Below are 19,858 nucleotides of genomic sequence, written 5' to 3'. Positions count from 1 at the left end.
CCCGGCCATGATGCCATGCACCGCACCGGTGGACGCAGGCAACGGCGCCCTGCCGGCGCTGCTGCCTGGGCGCCGCGTCGATGCCGACGGCTGCACGTTCCGCTGCGCGTCGCATTTCCCCTGTTGACCTCAACCACGCTTCAGGTCCGATGATGACGGCTCCCCCCGATGGAGTTGTCTTCGATGCCCTACACCCTCCCCGCCCTGCCCTACGCCTACGACGCGCTGGAACCGCACTTCGATGCGCTGACCATGGAAATCCACCACGCGCGGCACCACCAGGCCTACGTCAACAACCTCAATGCCGCGCTGGCCGACGCGGGCATCGAGGCGCTGCCGATCGAGACGCTGATCGCCGATATCGGCGCACTCCCGGAAGGCGTGCGCACGGCCGTTCGCAACAATGGCGGCGGGCATGCCAACCACAGCCTGTTCTGGACCGTGCTCAGTGCCCAGGGTGGCCAGCCGGAGGGCGCGCTGGCGGCCGCGATCGAGCGCGACCTCGGCGGCTACGACGCGTTCAAGACGGCCTTCACCAAGGCCGCGCAGAGCCGTTTCGGCAGTGGCTGGGCCTGGTTGAGCGTGGCCAGCGACGGCACCCTCGGCGTGGAGAGCAGCGCCAACCAGGACAGCCCGCTGATGGGCGCCTACGCCGGCCTGTCCGGCGGCACCCCGGTGCTGGGCCTGGACGTGTGGGAACACGCCTACTACCTGCATTACCAGAACCGCCGCCCCGACTACATCACCGCGTTCTTCGCGCTGATCGACTGGACCGAAGTGGCGCGCCGCTTCCAGGCCGCGGGCGGACGCTGATGGCGGCGGGCCCGGAGCGCGAGTCGGCACCGTTGGCCAGCGCGCCGGGCGTGGAGGCGACCGCATTGCGCCACGTATTCGGCCAGTATCCGACCGGCGTGGCCATCGCCGCCGCCCGCGATGCGCAGGGGCAGGTGGTGGCGATGACGATCAACTCGTTCAGCACGCTGTCGCTGGACCCGCCGCTGGTCGCCTGGAGCATCGGCGCGCGCTCGGCCGACCTGGCTGCGTTCTGCGATGCCGGGCGCCTGGGCATCAGCCTGCTGTCCTCGGCACAGGAACCGCAGGCGCGTCGTTTCGCCGATCCGCTGCTGCGCCGTGCACCGGCCAGCGCCGCCCTGCTCGACCTGGACAACGGCACGCCGCGCCTGCGCGATGCGGTGGGATGGCTCTGCTGCAGGGTGGAACGCAGCCTCGCCGTGGGCGACCACGTGATGCTGATCTGCCAGGTAGAGCGTTTCGCGGTGCAGCCCGGCGAGGCACTGGCCTACCACCGCAGTCGCTACACCCGCATCGATGGGCAGCGCGCATGGACGTGACCGCCCTGCAGCGCCTGCTGGACGGCGGCCGCGACACTGCCCTGCTTCGCCTCAGCCTGGGCAAGGCCCTGCTCGATGCTGGCGAGCCGGGCCAGGCGAGCCGACACCTGCAGCGCTGCGTCGAACTGGACCCCGCCTATTCGGCCGGTTGGAAACTGCTGGGCAAGGCGCGGTTGGCAGCGGGCGATCCTGCCGCTGCGGCGCAGGCGTGGCGGCAGGGGATCGAGGTGGCACACACCAACGGCGACACGCAGGCCGAGAAGGAAATGCGCGTATTCCTGCGCCGCGCGATCAAGGCGATGCCGCCGGTGCCCTGAGCCCGACGGCGGCGACCCACGCAGCTCAGTCGCCCTTGCGCCGCTGCTGCTCCAGGTCGAAGCGCTGCATCGAGGCACGGATCAACGCCTTGGCCTCGGCGGCAGTGCCCCAGCCGTTCAACTGCACCGGGTTGCGCCCTGCCGGCAGGTCCTTGTAGACGCGGAAGAAGGCTTCGATCCGCTGGCGCTCGATCAACGGCAGGTCCTCAAGATCGCGGATGGTGGCGTAGGTGGGGTCGAGTTTGTCGGTGGGCACGCCGATGACCTTCTCGTCCTGTTCGCCGTCATCGACCATTTTCAGGAAGCCGATCGGGCGGAAGCGCACGATCACGCCGGGGTGCAGCGGCTCCCGCGTCAGCACCAGCGCATCGAGCGGGTCGTTGTCGCCGGCCAGGGTGCGCGGCATCGAGCCGTAATTGGCCGGGTACGCCACCGGCATCGACTGGAAGCGGTCGACATGGACCAGGCCGTCCTCCTTGATTTCGTACTTGGTGAAGCTGCCGGCCGGAATCTCCACGGCCAGGTTGGCCTCGTCCGGAGCGTCCTTGGGCTGCGCGGCCAGGAACGGGTGGAGCACGGCATTGGTGGCCGTGCTGGCGCCGGCCAGCATCAGCAGCGCAGCAGCAAGGGCCGCCAGGGGTACAGCGCGTCGGGTGTGCATCGTCATCTCCAGCATCGGCCGGGCGCGCCTGGGCAGCCCGGCCCGGGGGTCATTCCCAGCAACGGTCGGCACGGCCCTTGAGGGTCTGCGCACGGGTGCAGTCGCGGGGGGCGATACGGCCGTCGGTCAGCTCGGTCTTCTGTTTGCGCCCATTGGCGTCGCGCGTCAACTCGAAGCCGTCATACAGGCGTCCGGTGACGGTACGCGCTTCGTAGCGCAGGTGCTGCGGGTCCAGTTGGAGGACCTGGAACAGCTGGGTGTCCTCGCCGACCGGCGCCATGCTGGCGCGGGCCTGCGCGGACAGCCGGTACTGCTTCGGGCCGGCGACGGTGACGATGAACTGCGGCGTGGCCGCCTGGCCTTCGCCGCGACGACCGTAGGTGTGGTCGTGGCCCTGCAGCACCAGGTCCACCTGGTGCCGGCGCACCACCGGCAGCAGCACGTCGCGCAGCTCGGCGTTCTCGCGGCCTTCGCGCGGGGAGTAGAACGGCTGGTGCAGCAGCACGATGCTCCAGGGGTGCGGGTTGTCGGCCAACACCTTGTCCAGCCACACGGCCTGCGCCTGGGCGGTGCCCAGGTCCAGCGCCGAGGTGCCGTCAAGCACGGCGATGCGCACGCCCTGGTAGTCGAACCAGTAGGTGCTGGTATCGGCCGCGTCCACGCCGTTGCGCGGCAGCGCGAAGGTCACCGGCCAATGCCGGCCGAGCACCCGGCGTTCCTGCGGCGTGTCTTCGAACTCCTCGAAATACTCGTGGTTGCCGATCGCCGGGGCCACCACGGTTTCCTGCGGCAGCCAGCCGGCCGCGGCGAACCACTCGCCCCATTCGCTGTCGTCCTGGCCATCACCGCCGCTGACCAGATCGCCGGCGAACAGGCTCAGGCGCGCCTGCGGGGCGGCCTTGAGGCCGGCACGCAGGACGCGCGAGACATGGCTGAGGTTCTTGTTCTGGGTGTCGCCGAAGTACAGCAGGGTAAGCGGCTGGGCGGCGCTGCCGGCGGTGCGCAACTGGTTCCAGGCACTCCACGTGTCCTTGCCCTGCACGCGCCACAGGTACAGCGTATCGGGCTGCAGGCCGGTGACGTCGGCACGGTGGTAATGCGCGCGACCGTTCTCGGTATCCAGCGGCTGCGTGGTGGCGGCGACGCGGGTCGGCGTGCCGACATCCGGCGAGTCGCCGGCCAGCACCCATTCCAGCACCGGCGCGCTGACCGCTGCGTCCGTACGCCAGGACACGCCGAAGCCGCGCGCGGCGTCCTGCGCGGGCGAGGCGACGATGCGGTCGGGGAAGCCGCTGGCCGCGTAGTGGCGGTTGCCTGCCGGTACCTGGGTGTTGGGTTCGGCGGCGGCGGCGGGCTGCTTCGCAGCGGCCGGGCCAGTGCCCAGCAGGATGGCCAGCAGCAGGCCGGCCGTAACGACGGGGGCCCGGCTCATGCGGCGCACTCCAGCGGCAGCGACAGCTGCTTGGCCACGCTGGCCCAGTCGAAGGCGACCACGCCTTGGTCATCGTGCACCGCATACAGCACGCCATGCGGGAAGCGCGCCGACGCGGCCTGGTCCAGCCAGATGCCATCGGTGTTGGCCACCGTGTTGCCCTGGAACGCGCCCACGTGCTTGAGCGTGTGCCGGTCGAACAGGTGGAACACGCTGCGTTGCTTGCCCTGCTCGGTGGTGATCCACCAGCCATCCTTGCCACAGGTGCGAAGCATCACGCCTTCGGCCTGCGCCTTGAACGCCCCGCGGCCGAAGGTGGTGCCGCTGAAGCGGCCTTCCAGCGTGTAGACCTTGATCTCGCTGGCGTAGGTTTCGTCTTCCTCGGCGATCAGCAGGCGGTCGTTGGCCGGGTCGCCCCAGATCGACTCGACCACGCGCAGCGCGCCGGCCTCGCTGGTGTCGCCGATGCTGCCCACCAACCGGGCATCCAGCGCGTCGCCATGCAGGGTAAGCGTATAGCGGCGCACGCGTTTATCCAGTTCGGCCAGCGGCGGCAGCACGTCGTTGCCCTGCGCGTCCTCGCCGGCGTCGTAGGAGTCGGTCACGTAGACCTCGTACCCCTCGCGCTGCTTGTTGACCCACAACCCGTAGGGTTTGCGCAGGTCGTCGGCGGCGAACACGCCCAGCGGGGTGAAGTCCGGCAGCTTCAATACCTGCACGCGGTGGTTGTCGCGCTCCACGATCAGCACCAGGTCGTCGACCACGGCGATGCCGTTGGGGCGCACGAACTGGCCCGGTGCGGTACCGGTGCTGCCCACGTCGCGCAGATGCGCGCCGGTCTGGCCGTCGTAGACCACCAGCTTGTCGGTGGCCTTGGCGGTGGCGATCAACCACTGCCGGCCATCGGCGGTGGTCCAACTGGTGGGCGAGTCGATGTTGTCGGCCGGGGTCATCGGGGTCAGGAAGGCCTCGGCAACGGTGGCAACCGCGCGCGCCGGTTCGGCATCGGCCGCCGCCTGCGCCGGCGTGGGGGGCCGGCAGGCCGCCAACAGGGCCAGGCTCACGACGGCGACCGCAGTGCGGGTACCCATCACAGGGCCACCTTCAGGCCAAGCGCGTAGGTGCGGCCGTACTCTTCCATCTGCAGGGTGCGCGACCGGGTGCCCTGGTACAGCTCCAGTGGCTTGTCGAGCAGGTTCTGCGCTTCGAGGTACACGCTCACGTTCGCGGTGATCTTGTAGTCCAGGCTGAAGTCGAGCTGGGTGTTGGGCGCCACGTAGATATCGTACGCGCGGCTGTCGCCCAACGTATCCAGGTACTCACTGCGGTAGACCGCCGCCAGGCGGGTGCTGAAGCCGGCCTTCTCATAGCCCACGTGCGCGCTGTACACGTGCTTAGATGCACGCGGCAGCATGAAGTCGTCCCCCTCGCGGCCGGCCAAGCCGGGGTCGAAATCGGTATCCAGCCAGGTGCCGCTTGCGCCGACCAGCACGCCATCCCAGCCGGTCGGCAGGAACGTCAACTGCTGCTGCCAGTTGAACTCGGCGCCGTTGACCCTGGCCTTCTCGCCATTGATCACCCGGGTGACCTCATACCCCGGGTACGCCGGATCGTTGTTGCTGACGGTGTTGACGATGTAACCGTCGATGCGCTTGTGGAACAGGCCCAGCGAAAGGATACCGGTGCTGCCGATGTACTTCTCGATCGACAGGTCGATGTTCGTCGATTCGTACGGGTCCAGTTGCGGGTTGCCGATCCGCACCTCCTCGTCGCCCCGGCTCAGGCCGATGCGCGGGGCAATGTCACCGAACGACGGGCGCGATACGGTCTTGTTCGCGGCCGCGCGCAGCACCCAGGTGTCGCCGGCGTCGTAGCGCAGGTGCAGGCCCGGCAGCACGTTGCTGTAGCTGCGGCTCACGCTGAGCGGGGTCACGCTGTAGCTGCGGCCGTTGCTGGCCACGTCCACGCTGTTGCCGGTGGCGCTGAACCGGGTCGCCTCCGCGCGCACCCCACCGATGATGCGCAGCGCGCCGAAGTCCCAGGTGCCCATCGCGTAGCTGGCGAAAATATCTTCGCTGGCGGTGTAATCCTCTTCCAGCGAGGCCAGGGCATTACCGCCCAGGTCCTGCGGACGCGCGCTGTACTGCCCGCCATACTGCGCCCAGTACCGGCGCATCGCATCCGAGCTCATGCCCTGGCCCAGGGAGCCACCGCGGTGGTCGGGGCTGCCGGTGGTCCAGTCCGACAGCGCGATCTCCGGGCCCACGCGCAGTTCGCGCTCGTTGGTGTCCACGTTGCGGTCGCGCCAGCGGCCGAGCAGGCCGAACTTGTAGCTGGACGCGTCGCCGTCGAAGCGGACGTTGACCTGCGCGCTGTGTTCCTTGTCGTCCACCCGCTTGGGCGAGAGCACCACGCGGTCGAAATCGTAGTTGCCGTTGTCCATCCAGCCGGCATCGCCGAGGGTGAAGCCGGGAACGCGGCTGCGCTGGTCGACGGTGGCGCGGGTGTCATCGCCGGCGTACTCGAAGCGCGCTTCCATTTCGTCGTTGACGCGTTCTTCGGTGCGCGTGTAGCCCACCTTGTAATCGACCACCGCGCCGGTCAGGCGGTTCTCGCCACCGACGCTGGCGGCGAAGGTGTTTTCCTTCTTGGTGCGGTAGCGCATGCGCTTCTGGATCGCGTCGGCCGGCAGGTCATCGATGCGGTACTGGCCGTTGCCCAGCGCGGCGACCTCGCCATCGCCGAAGTTGAAGAGGGTGCGCTGGCGGGTTTCGGCATCGTCGAACTGGCTGTACAGCGTGCGCAGGTAGTAGCGGCTGTCTTCGCTGGGGTGCCAGTCGAGATTGAGGTTGGCACCGATGCGCTTGCGTTCGATCTCGTACTTGCGACGCTGCAGGCTGGTGGCGAACAGGTCCTCGTCGGCGCCGCCGTCCAACGCGCCGTACTCCACTTCGGTGTTGTCCGATTCGAACGTGCGCTTCTGGTAGTTCACCCCGAGCGCGACGCCGACGGTATCGGCGAATACCTCGCTGTAGTTGAAGGCCGCCTTCGGGCTGGTCTTGCCGGACAGCTGCTGGTGGCTGGCTTCGATCTTGCCGCGCAGGCTACGCCCGTCGCGGTCGAAGGCCGAGGCCGACTCGACCAGGATCGCCCCGCCGATGGCATCACCGGGCATGTCCGGGGTGGGCGACTTGACCACGCGCAGGCGTTCGGTCGAATCGGAGGGAATCACATCCAGCGGCGCGGCACGGCTGGAATCCTCCGGCGTGCCGATCGCGATGCCGTCGACGCTGACGCTGTTGAGGTTGGCGTCCAGGCCGCGGATCACCACGAAGCGGCCTTCGCCCTGGTCGCGGGTAACGCTGACACCGGGCAGCCGCTGCAGCGATTCGGCCACGTTCTTGTCGGGGTAGACGCCCATGGCATCGGACGACACGGCGTCCTCGATGGCGTCGCTGCTGCGCTTGAGGTCGACCGCGCGGGTCTGCGATTCCAGCTGCGGCCGCACCTCGACCCGGTCCAGGTCGATCGCCGCAGCGCCGGCGGCAACCGCCCCTGCCTCGGCGGCGAACAGCGACGGGCTGGCCATGACCAGCAACGACAGGCTGATCGCCCGACCCAACGCATTCTGCTTCTGCACGGCTTTCCCCAACGGTGTAAAGATTGGGTCAGCACGGTATGTCCGCGAGGTTGCATGGGCGTGACACTGGGGGCGTAACGAGGGATTGGGGATTTGGGTTTGGGATCGGGCGGTTGGTCGGTTGGTCGGTTGGTAGAGGCGACGGGGGAATCGCGGGTTTGAGGGTTGGTAGAGCCGAGCCATGCTCGGCTGCTGTTGGGGGCGCGCCGCCCGCCGGGTGGTAGAGCCGAGCCATGCTCGGCTGCTGTCGGCGGCGCGTCGGCTGCCGGGTGGTAGAGCCGAGCCATGCTCGGCTGCTGTTGCCGGCGCGTCGCCTGTCGGGTGGTAGCGCCGAGCCATGCTCGGCTGCCGTCGGCGGCGCGTCGCCTGTCGGGTGGTAGAGCCGAGCCATGCTCGGCTGCTGTCAGCGGCGCGTCGCCTGTCGGGTGGTAGAGCCGAGCCAAGCTCGGCTGCTGTCGGCGGCGCGTCGGCTGTCGGGTGGTGGCGCCGAGCCATGCTCGGCTGCTGTTGGCGGCGCGTCGGCTGTCGGGTGGTAGAGCCGAGCCATGCTCGGCTGCTGTTGGCGGCGCGTCGCCTGTCGGGTGGTAGAGCCGAGCCATGCTCGGCTGCTGTCGGGGGCGCGTCGCCTGTCGGGTGGTAGAGCCGAGCCATGCTCGGCTGCTGTTGGCGGCGCGTCGGCTGTCGGGTGGTGGCGCCGAGCCATGCTCGGCTGCTGTCGGGGGCGCGTCGGCTGTCGGGTGGTAGAGCCGAGCCATGCTCGGCTGCTGTTGGGGGCGTGCCGCCTGCCGGGTGGTAGAGCCGAGCCATGCTCGGCTGCTGTTGGCGGCGCGTCGGCTGTCGGGTGGTGGGGAGCGTCGGCTCCCTCATTGTCTGGCCTGCCGAGCATGGCTCGGCACTACCGGAGATCGCGGCTTCGGCTTTCGGCTTTCGGCCTCGGCTTTCGGCTTCGGCTTCGGCATTTGCCTTCGGCCCCTGGGCTTTGGCTTCGGGTGGCGTTGCGGCAAACTACGGGTCTCCCCTCTTCTTTGCCCCTCCCATGAAAATCGTCGAAGTGCGCCATCCGCTGGTGCAGCACAAAATCGGCCTGATGCGCGATGCGTCCCTGAGCACCAAGGACTTCCGCGAACTGGCCAACGAACTCGGTGGGCTGCTGGCCTACGAGGCCACCGCCGACCTGGATACCGAAGCCCACGCCATGGCCGGCTGGGCGGGCCCGGTGACGGTGCAGCGCATCGCCGGGGCCAAGATCACCGTGGTGCCGATCCTGCGTGCGGGACTGGGCATGCTCAGCGGCGTGCTGTCGTTGATCCCCGCCGCGCGGGTGAGCGTGGTCGGTCTGCAGCGCGATGAGGAAACCCTGCAGCCGGTGCCCTATTTCGAGCGCCTGACCGGCCGCCTGGAAGAGCGCGATGCGCTGATCCTGGACCCGATGCTGGCCACCGGCGGCACCCTGATTGCCACCATCGACATGCTCAAGCGCGCCGGTGCCCGCCGCATCAAGGGCATCTTCCTGGTCGCCGCGCCGGAAGGCATCGCGGCCGTGCAGGCCGTCCACCCGGACGTGGAAATCTTCACCGCCGCGATCGACGCGCGCCTCAACGAGAAGGGCTACATCCTGCCGGGCCTGGGCGATGCCGGTGACCGCATCTTCGGCACCCGCGTGGCCGGCTGATTACGCCCCCTTGACCGGCGGCTGCCTGTCGCCGCCGGTGTTTCACGCGGCCTAGCCATGTCCCGGCAGAAGCTGCGCGCATCCTCAACCCGTGCGTGGAGCTGCGTCATGAAGACCCTGTCCCTGCTGGCCTGCCTGCTGCTGCTTGGCAGCCCCCTGATCGCCAGTGCGGCCACCCCGCAGCAGCAGCGCATGGCCGATTGTTCGGCCAGGAACAAGGGCAAGACCGGCGAGGACTACAAGGCCGCGCAGAAGGCGTGCCTGAGTGCGCCCGCGCCGGCGGCGACCACGCCGCAGGAACGCATGAAGACCTGCAATGCCGATGCGGCTAGCAAGAAGCTGGCCGGCGATGCGCGCAAGACCTTCATGAGCAGCTGCCTGAAGGCGCATTGAGCGCGCCCGACCGATGATCCGGTGGTGCCGGCCAGCACCCGGCACCCTGCCGCCGACCCCGATGACGGGGAGCCCGCGGCTCAGGCCAGCGCGCGGGCCTTCAACTCGCCCTGCTCGTGGATGGTGCCGAAGCGGCCCTTGTCGTCGCGGGCCACCTGCGCGAGCGCGCACTGCGGGTCATGGGTAAAGAACAGGTGCACGTTGCGCGCCAGTTTGTCTTCCAGGAAGCTGCGCTTTTCGTCGATCAGCAACTCCGCGTTGCGGTCGTACCCCATGGTGATCGGCACGTGCACCCACGAGCGACCGGGGATCAGGTCCGCGCAGAACACCACGCCGCCGCGCGGCTGGCCATCGACCTGCTCGGGGCCGACGATTTCGGCCAGCATCAGGCCCGGGGTATGCCCGTCGCTGAAACTGAAGCGCACGCTGTTGCCGAGCGCCTTCGAATACGGCCCCTCGACGATCTCCAGCCGGCCACTGTCCTGCAGCAGCCCCGGCAGTTCCGGGATGAAGCTGGCGCGGTCGCGCGGGTGCGGGTGCAGCGCCCGCTGCCAATGTTCGGCGCCCACCAGGAAGGTGGCATTGGGGAACAGCAGCTCCGGGCCACGGCCCTCGCTCCACTGCGCAAGCAGCCCTCCGGCATGGTCGAAATGCAGATGGCTGAGCACCACCACGTCGATGTCCTCGTGCTCGAACCCGGCCTCGCGCAGCGATTCCATCAGCACGTGGCGCGGCTCCTGCACGCCGTAACGGTCACGCAGCTTCGGCTCGAAGAACGCGCCGATACCGGTCTCGAACAACACCGTCTTGCCAGCCAGCGGGCTGGCCAGCAAGGCGCGGCAGGCCAGCTCGATACGGTTCAGATCATCCGGTGCCGCCCATTTTTCCCACACCGCGCGTGGGGCGTTGCCGAACATCGCCCCGCCATCCAGTTTCTGTGAGTTACCGCGAATCGACCATAGTTTCATGGGTAAATTATCCGGCGCGACGCGTTAAATATTCGCTAGTCGGCTGCGCGGGCGCGCCACGAAAAACCCCGCCGGGTGGCGGGGTCTGGAAAGCGACCGGGCGGGGCGGATCAGCGGCTCGCGGCCGCTGACACTGCCGCGCTGCCCACCGGGTTGCGCGGGTCGCTGCCGCCGCTGAGCACGTTGCTGCGACGGTCCCACTCCACGGTCTGCAGGTTGCCCCACACGTGGCTGGAGCCGCGCCCGCCTTCGGCGCTGTCGCCGGGCAGGTCGATCTTGTGGCCCATCGCCTGCAGCTGCTTGATGGTGTCCACCGACAACGCACCGGTTTCGGCCGAGATCTCGTCCGGCAGCCACTGGTGGTGGTAACGCGGCAACGCGGCCACCTGCTGCGCGGTCAGGCCATCGTCGTAACCGAGGATCCCCAGCAGCACCATGGTGATGATGCGGCTGCCGCCCGGCGTGCCCAGCACCACCACCTTGTCCGGCGACTCCATGAAGGTTGGGGTCATCGAGCTGAGCATGCGCTTGCCCGGCTTGGGCGCATTGGCCGCATAGCCCATCACGCCGAAGGCATTGGGCGTGCCCGGCTTCAGCGCGAAATCGTCCATCTCGTTGTTGAGCAGCACGCCGGTGCCCTTGGGAATCAGGCCCGAGCCGTACAGCAGGTTCACCGTCTGGGTGGCGCCCACGCGGTTGCCGTCACGGTCGATGATCGAAAAGTGGGTGGTCTCGTCGTCTTCCAGCGGGGTCGGGTTGCCCGACAGCAGGTCGCTCGGGGTGGCCTTCTCCGGGTGGATGGTGGCGCGCAGGCCCTGGGCGTAGTCCTTGCTGGTCAGCACTTTCTGCGGGATCTGCACGAAATCCGGGTCGCCCAGGAAGAAGGTGCGGTCGCGGTAGGCGCGGCGCATCGCTTCCACCACCAGGTGGGTGCGGTGCGCTTCATCCATCGACTTCAGGTCCCAGCCTTCCAGGATCTGCAGCATCGCCGCCAGCGCGATGCCACCGGAGGACGGCGGCGAGGCGGTGGTGATCTTCCAATCGCGGTAGTTGAACACGATCGGCTCGCGCAGCTTGACCCGGTAGCCGGCCAGTTCCTCGGCGCTCCAGCTGCCACCGGCCTGCTTCACGCCGGCCAGCAGCGCCTTGCCGGTCTGGCCGCGGTAGAAGCCGTCGAAGCCCTTGTCGGCCAGGCGCGTCAGCGTGGCGGCCAGTTCCGGCTGGCGGAACACATCGCCCTCGGCGATCGGCTTGCCATTGCGCAGGTACACCTCGCGGGTGCCGGGGTAGCGCTCCATCACCTCGCGGCGCGAGGCATAGCCCTTGGCCATCCGCGCATAGACCGGGAAGCCCTCGGTGGCGATGCGGATCGCCGGGCCCAGCGAGGTACGCAACGGCAGCTTGCCGTGCTTGCCCGACAGCTCGACCAGCGCCGCCGGCAGGCCGGGGATGCCCGCCGACCAGGGGCCGTTGACCGAGCGGTCGCGGTCCAGCTCGCCCTTCCTGTCCAGGAAGGCGGCTTCATTGGCGGCCTGCGGCGCGGTCTCGCGCGCGTCCAGCATCACGTCCTTGCCGGTGGCCGCATCGTGCAGCAGGAAGAACCCGCCGCCGCCCAGCCCGGAGCTGATCGGCTCGACCACCGCCAGGGTGGAGGACACCGCCACTGCCGCGTCGAAGGCATTGCCGCCCTTGGCCAGGATCTCCATCCCGGCCTCGGTGGCCAGGTGGTGGCCGCTGGCGATCGCCGCGCCGTCCGGATGGCTGGCCAGGGAACCCTGCGCGGGTGCGGCGGACCATGCCACCGGGGACCACAACAGGACGAGCAGCAACCAGCGACGCGACAACGTGTTCATTCGGATGGGGGCTCCGCGTAAAGTTCGGGATGGTCGCGCTGCAGGCCGTACAACTTCGCCAGCAGGGCGTCCTGGGTTTCCGGGATATCCGGATCGGGATCGATGCATTCGACCGGGCAGACGACCACGCACTGGGGTTCGTCGAAATGTCCCACGCACTCGGTGCAGCGGGCCGGATCGATCACATAGATGGTTTCACCCATCGAAATGGCCTGGTTGGGACAGGCCGGCTCACAGACGTCACAGTTGACGCAGAGCGCATTGATTTTCAGCGACATGGCGTTACTCCACGCCCGCGCCGGCGGATGAAGGCCGGCCCGCGCCAGGGCGCAGGCCGGTCAACGGCGGCTTCCTCGCGGAAACCGCCCGGGCCACGCCTTGGGCGCGGCCGCCACTGCACGGGTTACTTGGCTTCTACGAAGATGTATTCGGCGCCGGTCGGCTGCACGATGGCCTGCACGCGGGCGTTGTCCGCCGCCTTGCCGATGAACACCACGCGCACGCCCTTCATCGAATCCGGCGACACGTCCTTGAACACGGCCTGGATCATGTCGGCCATCTTCGCCGACGCCGACGAACCGAAGGCCAGCATGTTGCCCGGCTGCACGCCACGGGCCACGGCCTGGGTGGCGCTCTCGACCTGGCGATCGTACTTGGCGGCGAATTCCGGGTCCGACTCCGGGGAGAGGTAGTACAGGAACGGGCTGTTGGTGATGTTGCCCATGTTCTGCACGGCCACGGCCTGCAGGTACTTCTTCCAGCCGGCGTCGTCGTTGGCGTCCGGGGCGACCAGCGCCTGCTGGGCCTCGACGACCGGCGCAGCCTCTTCCTTCTTGCAGGCGGTGAAGGCCAGCGCGAACGACGCGATCAACATGGCACGCATGGTGTTGTTCATGGAATTCCTCCCTTGGTGGTTCTTGGTATGTATGGGTCTGACGGGTATTACGACTGGGCCGACTTCGCTTCGCGGACCTTGCGCAGCGCCTCGAGCACCGACGCCGGCACGAAGCCGGACACGTCGCCGCCGAGGCGGGCGATCTCGCGGACCAGCGACGACGAAATGAAGCTGTGCTGCTCGGCCGGGGTCAGGAACAGGGTCTCGACCTCCGGGATCAGATGCCGGTTCATGCTGGCCATCTGGAATTCGTATTCGAAATCGGAGACCGCACGCAGGCCGCGCAGCAGGATCCCGCCCTGCACCGAGCGCACGAAATGCGCCAGCAGGGTATCGAACCCGATCACCTCCACGTTGCGGTTGTGGCCGAGGGCGTCGCGCGCCAACTGCACGCGCAGCTCCAGCGGCAGCGTCGGCCCCTTGGACGGGCTCTGCGCCACGCCGACCACGACCTTCTCGAACAGCGGCGCGGCCCGGTTCACCAGGTCGATGTGACCATTGGTGATCGGATCGAAGGTGCCCGGGTACACGGCAATGCGGCGGTTGGCCACGGTCATACGGCAGCTACGTGTTGTGATCTGGTGAAAGTGTAGCAGCGGCGCGGCGGTACAGGGCAAAACGGACCTCCCGGGTGCCGCCCTCGCGGTGCAGCAGCCATGGCGCCGGTACCGCCGGCACCTGGTCGGCCGGGCACTCCAGGTAGAGCCAGGCATCGGCGGCCAGGTGCGGGCCCAGCCCGGCCAGCACCTGCGCCCACAGCCCGGCCGCGAACGGCGGGTCCACGAACACGATGTCGGCCTGCCCGGCCGGCGCCTGGCCCAGCCACTGCAGCGCGTCGGCCTGGACCACCTGCACCTGCCCCTCCGCGCCCAGCCTGGCCACCGATTCACGCAGGTGCCGGGCCAATGCCGCGTCGCGCTCCACCAGCGTCGCCTGCCCCGCCCCGCGCGACACCGCCTCCAGCCCCAGCGCCCCGCTGCCGGCGAACATGTCCAGCACCCGTGCCCCGCCGATCCGTGGCATCAGCCAGTTGAACAGCGTCTCCCGCACGCGGTCGCTGCTGGGCCGCAGCCCCGGCGACAGCGGCACCGGCAACTTCGTGCCGCGCCACTTGCCACCGATGATCCGCACCTGGCCCACGGCCGCCGCCACTGGCTGGCGCGGCTTCATGCGCGGCTCCCGGCGAAGACGGTGGAAAGGGGGGACGGGCGGGAACGGGTCATGGTTACGAAAATCAGGCGATTCATGCCGACATTCTAGGCGGTCCGGCGGTTGTGCCGATCAAGCATCCCCTCACCGGAACCGGGCATCCACGCATGGCGTGGATCTACGGCCGACTCTTGAATTCGGGACAATCCACCCCTACCCCTTGACCAGCCGCCGCGCCGGGCGCGGCATCGTCCAAGGAGCATCGCCACCCATGACCGAGCAGACCCAAAAGCAGACCCTGGGCTTCCAGACCGAAGTCAAACAGCTGCTGCAGCTGATGATCCACTCGCTGTACTCCAACAAGGAAATCTTCCTTCGCGAGCTCATCTCCAACGCCGCCGACGCCTCCGACAAGCTGCGCTTCGAAGCGCTGACCCAGCCGGCCCTGCTCGAAAACGACGGCGACCTGCGCATCCGCGTCAGCTTCGATGCCGACGCCCACACCCTCACCATCGACGACAACGGCATCGGCATGAGCCGCGAGGACGCCATCGCCCACCTTGGCACCATCGCCAAGTCCGGCACCGGCGACTTCCTGCGCCAGCTCTCCGGCGACCAGAAGAAGGATTCCCAGCTGATCGGCCAGTTCGGAGTCGGCTTCTACAGCGCCTTCATCGTCGCCGACCAGGTCGACGTCTATTCCCGCCGCGCCGGCCTGCCCGCCAGCGAGGGCGTGCACTGGTCCTCGCGTGGCGAGGGCGAGTTCGACGTCGAACCCCTCGACAAGCCCGAGCGCGGTACCCGCATCGTCCTGCACCTCAAGGACGACCAGCAGGACTTCGCCGACGGCTGGCGCCTGCGCGGCATCATCAAGAAGTATTCCGACCACATCGGCCTGCCGATCCAGATGGTCAAGGAACACCACGGCGAGGACGCCCCGGCCGAGGTCGAATGGGAAACCGTCAACCGCGCCAGCGCGCTGTGGACCCGCCCGCGCACCGAGATCACCGACGCCGAGTACCAGGAGTTCTACAAGCACGCCGCGCACGACCACCAGGACGCGCTGGCCTGGAGCCACAACAAGGTCGAAGGCAAGCTCGAATACACCTCGCTGCTGTACGTGCCTGGCCACGCGCCGTTCGACCTGTACCACCGCGACGCGCCCAAGGGCCTGAAGCTGTACGTGCAGCGCGTGTTCGTGATGGACCAGGCCGAGCAGTTCCTGCCGATGTACCTGCGTTTCATCAAGGGCGTGGTCGATTCCAACGACCTGTCGCTGAATGTCTCGCGCGAAATCCTGCAGTCCGGCCCGGTCATCGACTCGATGAAGTCGGCGCTGACCAAGCGCTCGCTGGACATGCTCGACAAGCTCGCCACCGACAAGCCCGAGGTGTATGCCGGCTTCTGGACGCAGTTCGGCCAGGTGCTCAAGGAAGGCCCCGCCGAGGACTTCAACAACCGCGAGAAGATCGCCGGCCTGCTGCGCTTCGCCTCCACCCATGACGCCGGCGGCGAGCAGAGCGTGTCGCTGGCCGACTACGTGGGTCGCATGGTCGAAGGCCAGGACAAGATCTACTACCTGACCGGCGACAGCCACACCCAGGTCAAGGACAGCCCGCACCTGGAAGTGTTCCGCAAGAAGGGCATCGAAGTGCTGCTCTTCACCGACCGCATCGATGAGTGGCTGATGGGTTACCTGACCGAGTTCGACGGCAAGGCGTTCGTCGACGTCGCCCGTGGCGACCTCGACCTGGGCGCGCTGGAAACCGCCGAAGACAAGCAGGCCCAGGAAGAAGCGGCCAAGGACAAGCAGGGTCTGGTCGATCGCATCAAGCGCGCACTGGGCGAGGATGTCGCCGACGTGCGCGTCTCGCACCGCCTCACCGACTCCCCGGCGATCCTGGCCATCGGCGAACAGGACCTCGGCCTGCAGATGCGCCAGATCCTGGAAGCCAGCGGCCAGAAGGTGCCCGACAGCAAGCCGGTGTTCGAGTTCAACCCCGGCCACCCGTTGATCGGCAAGCTGGACCAGGAAGCCGATGCCGCACGCTTCGACGACCTCAGCCGCGTGCTGTTCGACCAGGCCGCGCTGGCGGCCGGGGATACGCTGAAGGATCCGGCCGGCTACGTGCGCCGGCTCAACAAGCTGCTGCTGGAGTTGTCGGCGTAAGGCGACGCGAGACCACCGTGACGGCCGCTGGCCGGCACGGTGGCGGCGCTCGCAGGACCGGGAGGTGCCGGCCAGGGGTCGACACCTCCCGTCAGCGGGCTGGATCCGGTCTCAGCCGCGCTCGTCCAGCAACGCGCCGAGCATCTGATCGCTGCGGCGAATCAACGTGGCGTTGGCAGTGAAGGCCAGCACCGCGCCCTTCGCGGCGAGCAGGTCTGAAACCGGGGCGCCGGGATCGGGCGCCGCCTCGACCACGCCGGCCTCCACCCCACCTCCGACCACCGAGGTCTGCGCCACTCCGATCCGGGCGGCCCCTTCCACCGATAGACGCGCCACGTTGCTCGCAGCAGCCTGCACCTCAAGGCTCGCGGCACGCATGCCGGAGCTGGCAATGGACATCACGTTCACGCTGCTGCACTCCACGATGCATGGCCGGCGTCCGATGACGCAGGCATCCAAAGCCGTTAACGGCCGCAATCCAAACGTCTGTAGAGCCGACCGTTGGTCGGCTGCCCGCCGACCGTTGGTGGGCTGCCCCCCCGACTGTTGGTGGGCTGCCCCCCCCGACCGTTGGTCGGCCGCCCGCCAACACCGCACCACCCCACGTTCGCACTGCCCTCCAAGGGCGCAGTGGTAGCATATCCCCCTGATTTCAGCGCCGAATCCAATGCTCAGTTTCTTCCGTCGCAAAAAGCCCCAGGACGCTCCGCAGGACGCGCCCAAGACCCAGCACTACTCGGCTGAAGAGCTGGCCGCAGCGTTCCCGCAGGCCAGTGAAGACGGCCCGTCGGCGCCCGCGCCTGTCCAGCCGCCCGCCGCCGTGGTTCCCGGCGTCGCCGTGCCGGTGGCCGCGCCTGCGCCAGCGGCGGTCGCACCGGTTGCGCCCGTCGACGCGGCGCCGCCGGTACTGCCCGTGGTCCCGAAACCGGCCGCACCGGTCGAGCAGGCACCTGCGGCTCCGACGATGCCGGTTGGAGCGGCCCCCGCTGCACCGGTCGCACCTGTCGTCCAGACCGCCCCGGTCGCCATCGCCGAGCCGATCGCCGCACCGCTGCCGCCGCCGGTGCTGGTCGCCAGCGAGATCGTGCAGGAGGCCGCGCAGCCGCTGGCCAGCGTGCCCGACGACAACAGCGCCCCCGCCGCCGCGCCGGGCAAGCCCGGTTGGCGTGACCGGCTGCGCAACAGCGTCATCGCGCGCAGCTTCGGCGGCCTGTTCTCGCGCAACCCCAAGCTCGACGACGACCTGCTGGATGAACTGGAAACCGCGCTGATCACCGCCGATGTCGGCGTCGGCGCGACCACCGCACTGGTCGAAGGCCTGCGCAAGCGCATGAAGGCGCGCGAATTCGCCGATGCCACCGCGCTGCTGGCCGCGCTGCGTGGCGAACTGATCGCGATCCTGCAGCCGGTCTCCAAACCGCTGGTGATCGACCGCAGCGCCAAGCCGTTCGTGGTCCTCACCGTGGGCGTAAACGGCGTCGGCAAGACCACCACCATCGGCAAGCTGGCCAAGCGTTTCAAGGACGACGGCCACAGCCTCATGCTGGCCGCCGGCGACACCTTCCGCGCCGCCGCCGTGGCCCAGCTGCAGGCCTGGGGCGAGCGCAACGGCGTGGCCGTGGTCGCCCAGGGGCAAAATGCCGATGCCGCCTCGGTGGCGTTCGACGCGCTGCAGGCCGGCAAGGCACGCGGCACCGAGGTATTGATCGCCGATACCGCCGGCCGCCTGCATACCCAGGGCGGGCTGATGAACGAGCTGGGCAAGATCCGCCGCGTGCTCGGCAAGATCGACCCGGCCGCACCGCATGAGGTGCTGATGGTGATCGACGGCACGACCGGCCAGAACGCCCTCTCCCAGTTGCGCCAGTTCCACGCCGCGGTCAACGTGACCGGCCTGGTGGTGACCAAGCTGGACGGCACTGCCAAGGGCGGCGTGGTATTCGCGCTGGCCCGCGAGTTCAATATTCCGATCCGCTTCGCCGGCATCGGCGAGCGCCCGGAAGACCTGCGCGTGTTCGACCCGGAAGCCTTCGTCGACGCCCTGCTGCCCGACGCGCTGGGCGGCTGACCCGGGCGCGCGCGGGCGCACGCCACGCGCGTCGGGGTAGAGCCACCCCATGGGTGGCTGCTCGCCCAGGTGCGGCCAAGGCCTCCCACCGCAGCCATCGCCGCCGCAGCCACCCAAGGGGTGGCTCTATCCTTCTGCGGAAGCCCCATGCCACGCCAGCCAACCGCCCGCGACCCCGCCCCCACCGACGACGCCTTCGTCGCGCGCCTGCTGCCGTGGTTCGACGGCCACGGCCGCCACGACCTGCCCTGGCAGCACCCGCGTTCGCCCTACCGGGTGTGGCTGTCGGAGATCATGCTGCAGCAGACCCAGGTCAGTACGGTCATTCCGTATTTCCTGGCGTTCCTGCGCGTGTTTCCCACCCTGCCCGACCTCGCCGCGGCCAGCAACGATGCCGTGATGGCGCAGTGGGCCGGGCTGGGCTACTACGCCCGTGCGCGCAACCTGCACGCCGCCGCCCAGCGCTGCGTCGCGCTGCACGGCGGCGAGCTGCCGCGCGATGTCGAGGCGTTGAACGCACTGCCCGGCATCGGTCGCAGCACTGCCGCGGCGATCCTCAGCCAGGCCTGGAACGACCGCTTCGCGATCCTCGATGGCAACGTCAAGCGCGTGCTGACCCGCTACCACGGCATCGAGGGTTTTCCCGGCCTGCCAGCGGTGGAAAAGGTGCTGTGGGCATTGGCCGACGCGCACGTACAGCACGTGCCCGACGCGCGCCTGGCCGACTACACCCAGGCGCAGATGGACCTGGGCGCCACGGTGTGCACCCGCAGCCGGCCGGCCTGCGTGATCTGCCCCCTGCAGGAGGACTGCGTGGCGCGGCGCGAGGGCCGCATCGACGACCTGCCCACGCCCAAGCCCGCCAAGGCTCTGCCGGAACGCGAGGCCACCGCGCTGCTGCTGCGCGATGGCCAGGGCCGCGTGCTGCTGCAGAAGCGCCCGGATACCGGCATCTGGGCGCAGCTGTGGACGCTGCCGCAGGCCGACGCCGGCAGCGACCTGCAGGACTGGTTCGATGCCCACGTGGACGGCTCGCTGGACGATGCCGATGCGCTGCCGGTGCTGGAGCACACCTTCAGCCACTATCGACTGCACCTGCAGGTGCTGGTGCAGCGCGTGCACGGCCTGCGACAGGAGGCCCCGGGCCTGCGCTGGGTCGCCGCAGCCGACCTGCCCAGCCTCGGCCTGCCCGCCCCGATCCGCAAGCTGCTGGCCACCGGCGCCCCGCCGGCCCGGCCCAAGCGCCGTACAATGCGTGGCGCACCACCTTCACCCGAGTCCGAGTAAG

19 protein-coding genes are annotated in these 19,858 nt (G+C 68.9%); 8 read left to right on the top strand and 11 right to left on the bottom strand.

Going from position 1 to position 19,858, the window contains the following annotated elements; all coding sequences use genetic code 11:
• Positions 1 to 183: 183 nt before the first annotated feature.
• From M2421_RS07580 to M2421_RS07570, 3 genes are read left to right on the top strand one after another with little or no spacing between them, the layout of a single operon-like run.
• A complete protein-coding gene (locus M2421_RS07580) occupies positions 184 to 813 on the top strand; it encodes a superoxide dismutase (RefSeq protein WP_259204849.1) in 630 nt (209 codons plus the stop codon).
• Positions 813 to 1,352: a flavin reductase family protein gene (locus tag M2421_RS07575; RefSeq protein ID WP_259204844.1), complete on the top strand. Its 540-nt coding sequence runs from the start codon at positions 813 to 815 to the stop codon at positions 1,350 to 1,352. Before M2421_RS07580 ends, M2421_RS07575 begins: the two co-directional genes overlap by 1 nt.
• Positions 1,343 to 1,669: a tetratricopeptide repeat protein gene (locus M2421_RS07570; RefSeq protein WP_259204842.1), complete on the top strand. Its 327-nt coding sequence runs from the start codon at positions 1,343 to 1,345 to the stop codon at positions 1,667 to 1,669. The genes M2421_RS07575 and M2421_RS07570 overlap by 10 nt, the downstream gene beginning before the upstream one ends.
• Before the next feature lie 25 nt (positions 1,670 to 1,694).
• Here M2421_RS07570 and M2421_RS07565 read toward each other — a convergent pair whose 3' ends face one another.
• Genes M2421_RS07565 through M2421_RS07550 form a run of 4 tightly spaced genes read right to left on the bottom strand, consistent with a single transcriptional unit; the run spans position 1,695 to position 7,351 of the window.
• Entirely contained in the window at positions 1,695 to 2,330 is a 636-nt protein-coding gene (locus M2421_RS07565; protein ID WP_259204839.1) for an inorganic diphosphatase, read from the bottom strand.
• Positions 2,331 to 2,379: 49 nt separating this feature from the next.
• Positions 2,380 to 3,762 carry a metallophosphoesterase family protein gene (locus tag M2421_RS07560; RefSeq protein ID WP_259204836.1) on the bottom strand — a complete coding sequence of 461 codons (1,383 nt, stop codon included), beginning with the start codon at positions 3,760 to 3,762 and terminating at the stop codon, positions 2,380 to 2,382.
• The gene (locus tag M2421_RS07555; RefSeq protein ID WP_259204832.1) at positions 3,759 to 4,853 is read right to left on the bottom strand and encodes a phytase; all 1,095 of its coding nucleotides are present in this window, start codon (positions 4,851 to 4,853) and stop codon (positions 3,759 to 3,761) included. Before M2421_RS07555 ends, M2421_RS07560 begins: the two co-directional genes overlap by 4 nt.
• Positions 4,853 to 7,351 carry a TonB-dependent receptor gene (locus M2421_RS07550; protein WP_259205048.1) on the bottom strand — a complete coding sequence of 833 codons (2,499 nt, stop codon included), beginning with the start codon at positions 7,349 to 7,351 and terminating at the stop codon, positions 4,853 to 4,855. Before M2421_RS07550 ends, M2421_RS07555 begins: the two co-directional genes overlap by 1 nt.
• Positions 7,352 to 8,438: 1,087 nt before the next feature.
• Here M2421_RS07550 and upp point away from each other — a divergent pair.
• Positions 8,439 to 9,074 carry a uracil phosphoribosyltransferase gene (upp, locus tag M2421_RS07545; RefSeq protein WP_259204831.1) on the top strand — a complete coding sequence of 212 codons (636 nt, stop codon included), beginning with the start codon at positions 8,439 to 8,441 and terminating at the stop codon, positions 9,072 to 9,074.
• A 108-nt stretch (positions 9,075 to 9,182) separates the two neighbouring features.
• Positions 9,183 to 9,467, top strand: coding sequence for a PsiF family protein (locus tag M2421_RS07540; RefSeq protein ID WP_259204828.1), 285 nt, complete (start codon positions 9,183 to 9,185; stop codon positions 9,465 to 9,467).
• An 80-nt stretch (positions 9,468 to 9,547) separates the two neighbouring features.
• Here M2421_RS07540 and M2421_RS07535 read toward each other — a convergent pair whose 3' ends face one another.
• The 6 genes from M2421_RS07535 to rsmD all read right to left on the bottom strand — a co-directional run bounded on the left by M2421_RS07535 (position 9,548) and on the right by rsmD (position 14,353).
• Positions 9,548 to 10,435 (bottom strand): MBL fold metallo-hydrolase, encoded by an 888-nt coding sequence (locus M2421_RS07535; protein ID WP_259204827.1) that lies wholly within the window; start codon positions 10,433 to 10,435, stop codon positions 9,548 to 9,550.
• A 110-nt stretch (positions 10,436 to 10,545) separates the two neighbouring features.
• Entirely contained in the window at positions 10,546 to 12,288 is a 1,743-nt protein-coding gene (ggt, locus tag M2421_RS07530; RefSeq protein WP_259204825.1) for a gamma-glutamyltransferase, read from the bottom strand.
• Positions 12,285 to 12,566: a YfhL family 4Fe-4S dicluster ferredoxin gene (locus tag M2421_RS07525; RefSeq protein ID WP_259204824.1), complete on the bottom strand. Its 282-nt coding sequence runs from the start codon at positions 12,564 to 12,566 to the stop codon at positions 12,285 to 12,287. Before M2421_RS07525 ends, ggt begins: the two co-directional genes overlap by 4 nt.
• 125 nt (positions 12,567 to 12,691) lie before the next feature.
• The gene (locus M2421_RS07520; RefSeq protein ID WP_259204819.1) at positions 12,692 to 13,183 is read right to left on the bottom strand and encodes a hypothetical protein; all 492 of its coding nucleotides are present in this window, start codon (positions 13,181 to 13,183) and stop codon (positions 12,692 to 12,694) included.
• Positions 13,184 to 13,230: 47 nt separating this feature from the next.
• On the bottom strand, positions 13,231 to 13,740 hold the full coding sequence (coaD, locus tag M2421_RS07515; protein WP_259204818.1) for a pantetheine-phosphate adenylyltransferase: 510 nt from the start codon (positions 13,738 to 13,740) through the stop codon (positions 13,231 to 13,233).
• 7 nt (positions 13,741 to 13,747) lie between these two features.
• Entirely contained in the window at positions 13,748 to 14,353 is a 606-nt protein-coding gene (gene rsmD / locus M2421_RS07510; RefSeq protein ID WP_259204817.1) for a 16S rRNA (guanine(966)-N(2))-methyltransferase RsmD, read from the bottom strand.
• Between the two features lie 250 nt (positions 14,354 to 14,603).
• Between rsmD and htpG the strand changes: the two genes are divergently transcribed.
• Positions 14,604 to 16,502, top strand: a complete 1,899-nt coding sequence (gene htpG / locus M2421_RS07505) for a molecular chaperone HtpG (protein ID WP_259204814.1) — start codon at positions 14,604 to 14,606, stop codon at positions 16,500 to 16,502.
• A 111-nt stretch (positions 16,503 to 16,613) separates the two neighbouring features.
• Here htpG and M2421_RS07500 read toward each other — a convergent pair whose 3' ends face one another.
• On the bottom strand, positions 16,614 to 16,910 hold the full coding sequence (locus tag M2421_RS07500) for a hypothetical protein (RefSeq protein WP_259204812.1): 297 nt from the start codon (positions 16,908 to 16,910) through the stop codon (positions 16,614 to 16,616).
• Positions 16,911 to 17,169: 259 nt separating this feature from the next.
• Between M2421_RS07500 and ftsY the strand changes: the two genes are divergently transcribed.
• Together ftsY and mutY are read left to right on the top strand one after the other, a co-directional pair.
• Complete coding sequence (gene ftsY / locus M2421_RS07495) at positions 17,170 to 18,570, top strand: signal recognition particle-docking protein FtsY (RefSeq protein WP_259204811.1); 1,401 nt, start codon at positions 17,170 to 17,172, stop codon at positions 18,568 to 18,570.
• Positions 18,571 to 18,717: 147 nt separating this feature from the next.
• On the top strand, positions 18,718 to 19,857 hold the full coding sequence (gene mutY, locus M2421_RS07490; protein WP_259204808.1) for an A/G-specific adenine glycosylase: 1,140 nt from the start codon (positions 18,718 to 18,720) through the stop codon (positions 19,855 to 19,857).
• Position 19,858: the final 1 nt, after the last annotated feature.

Source organism: Stenotrophomonas sp. BIGb0135, assembly GCF_024810105.1.
In the GTDB taxonomy this organism is placed as follows: Bacteria; Pseudomonadota; Gammaproteobacteria; order Xanthomonadales; family Xanthomonadaceae; genus Stenotrophomonas; species Stenotrophomonas maltophilia_AB.
The sequence above is the reverse complement of the archived record's forward strand: the minus strand, read 5'-3'. Positions and strand labels throughout refer to the sequence as shown.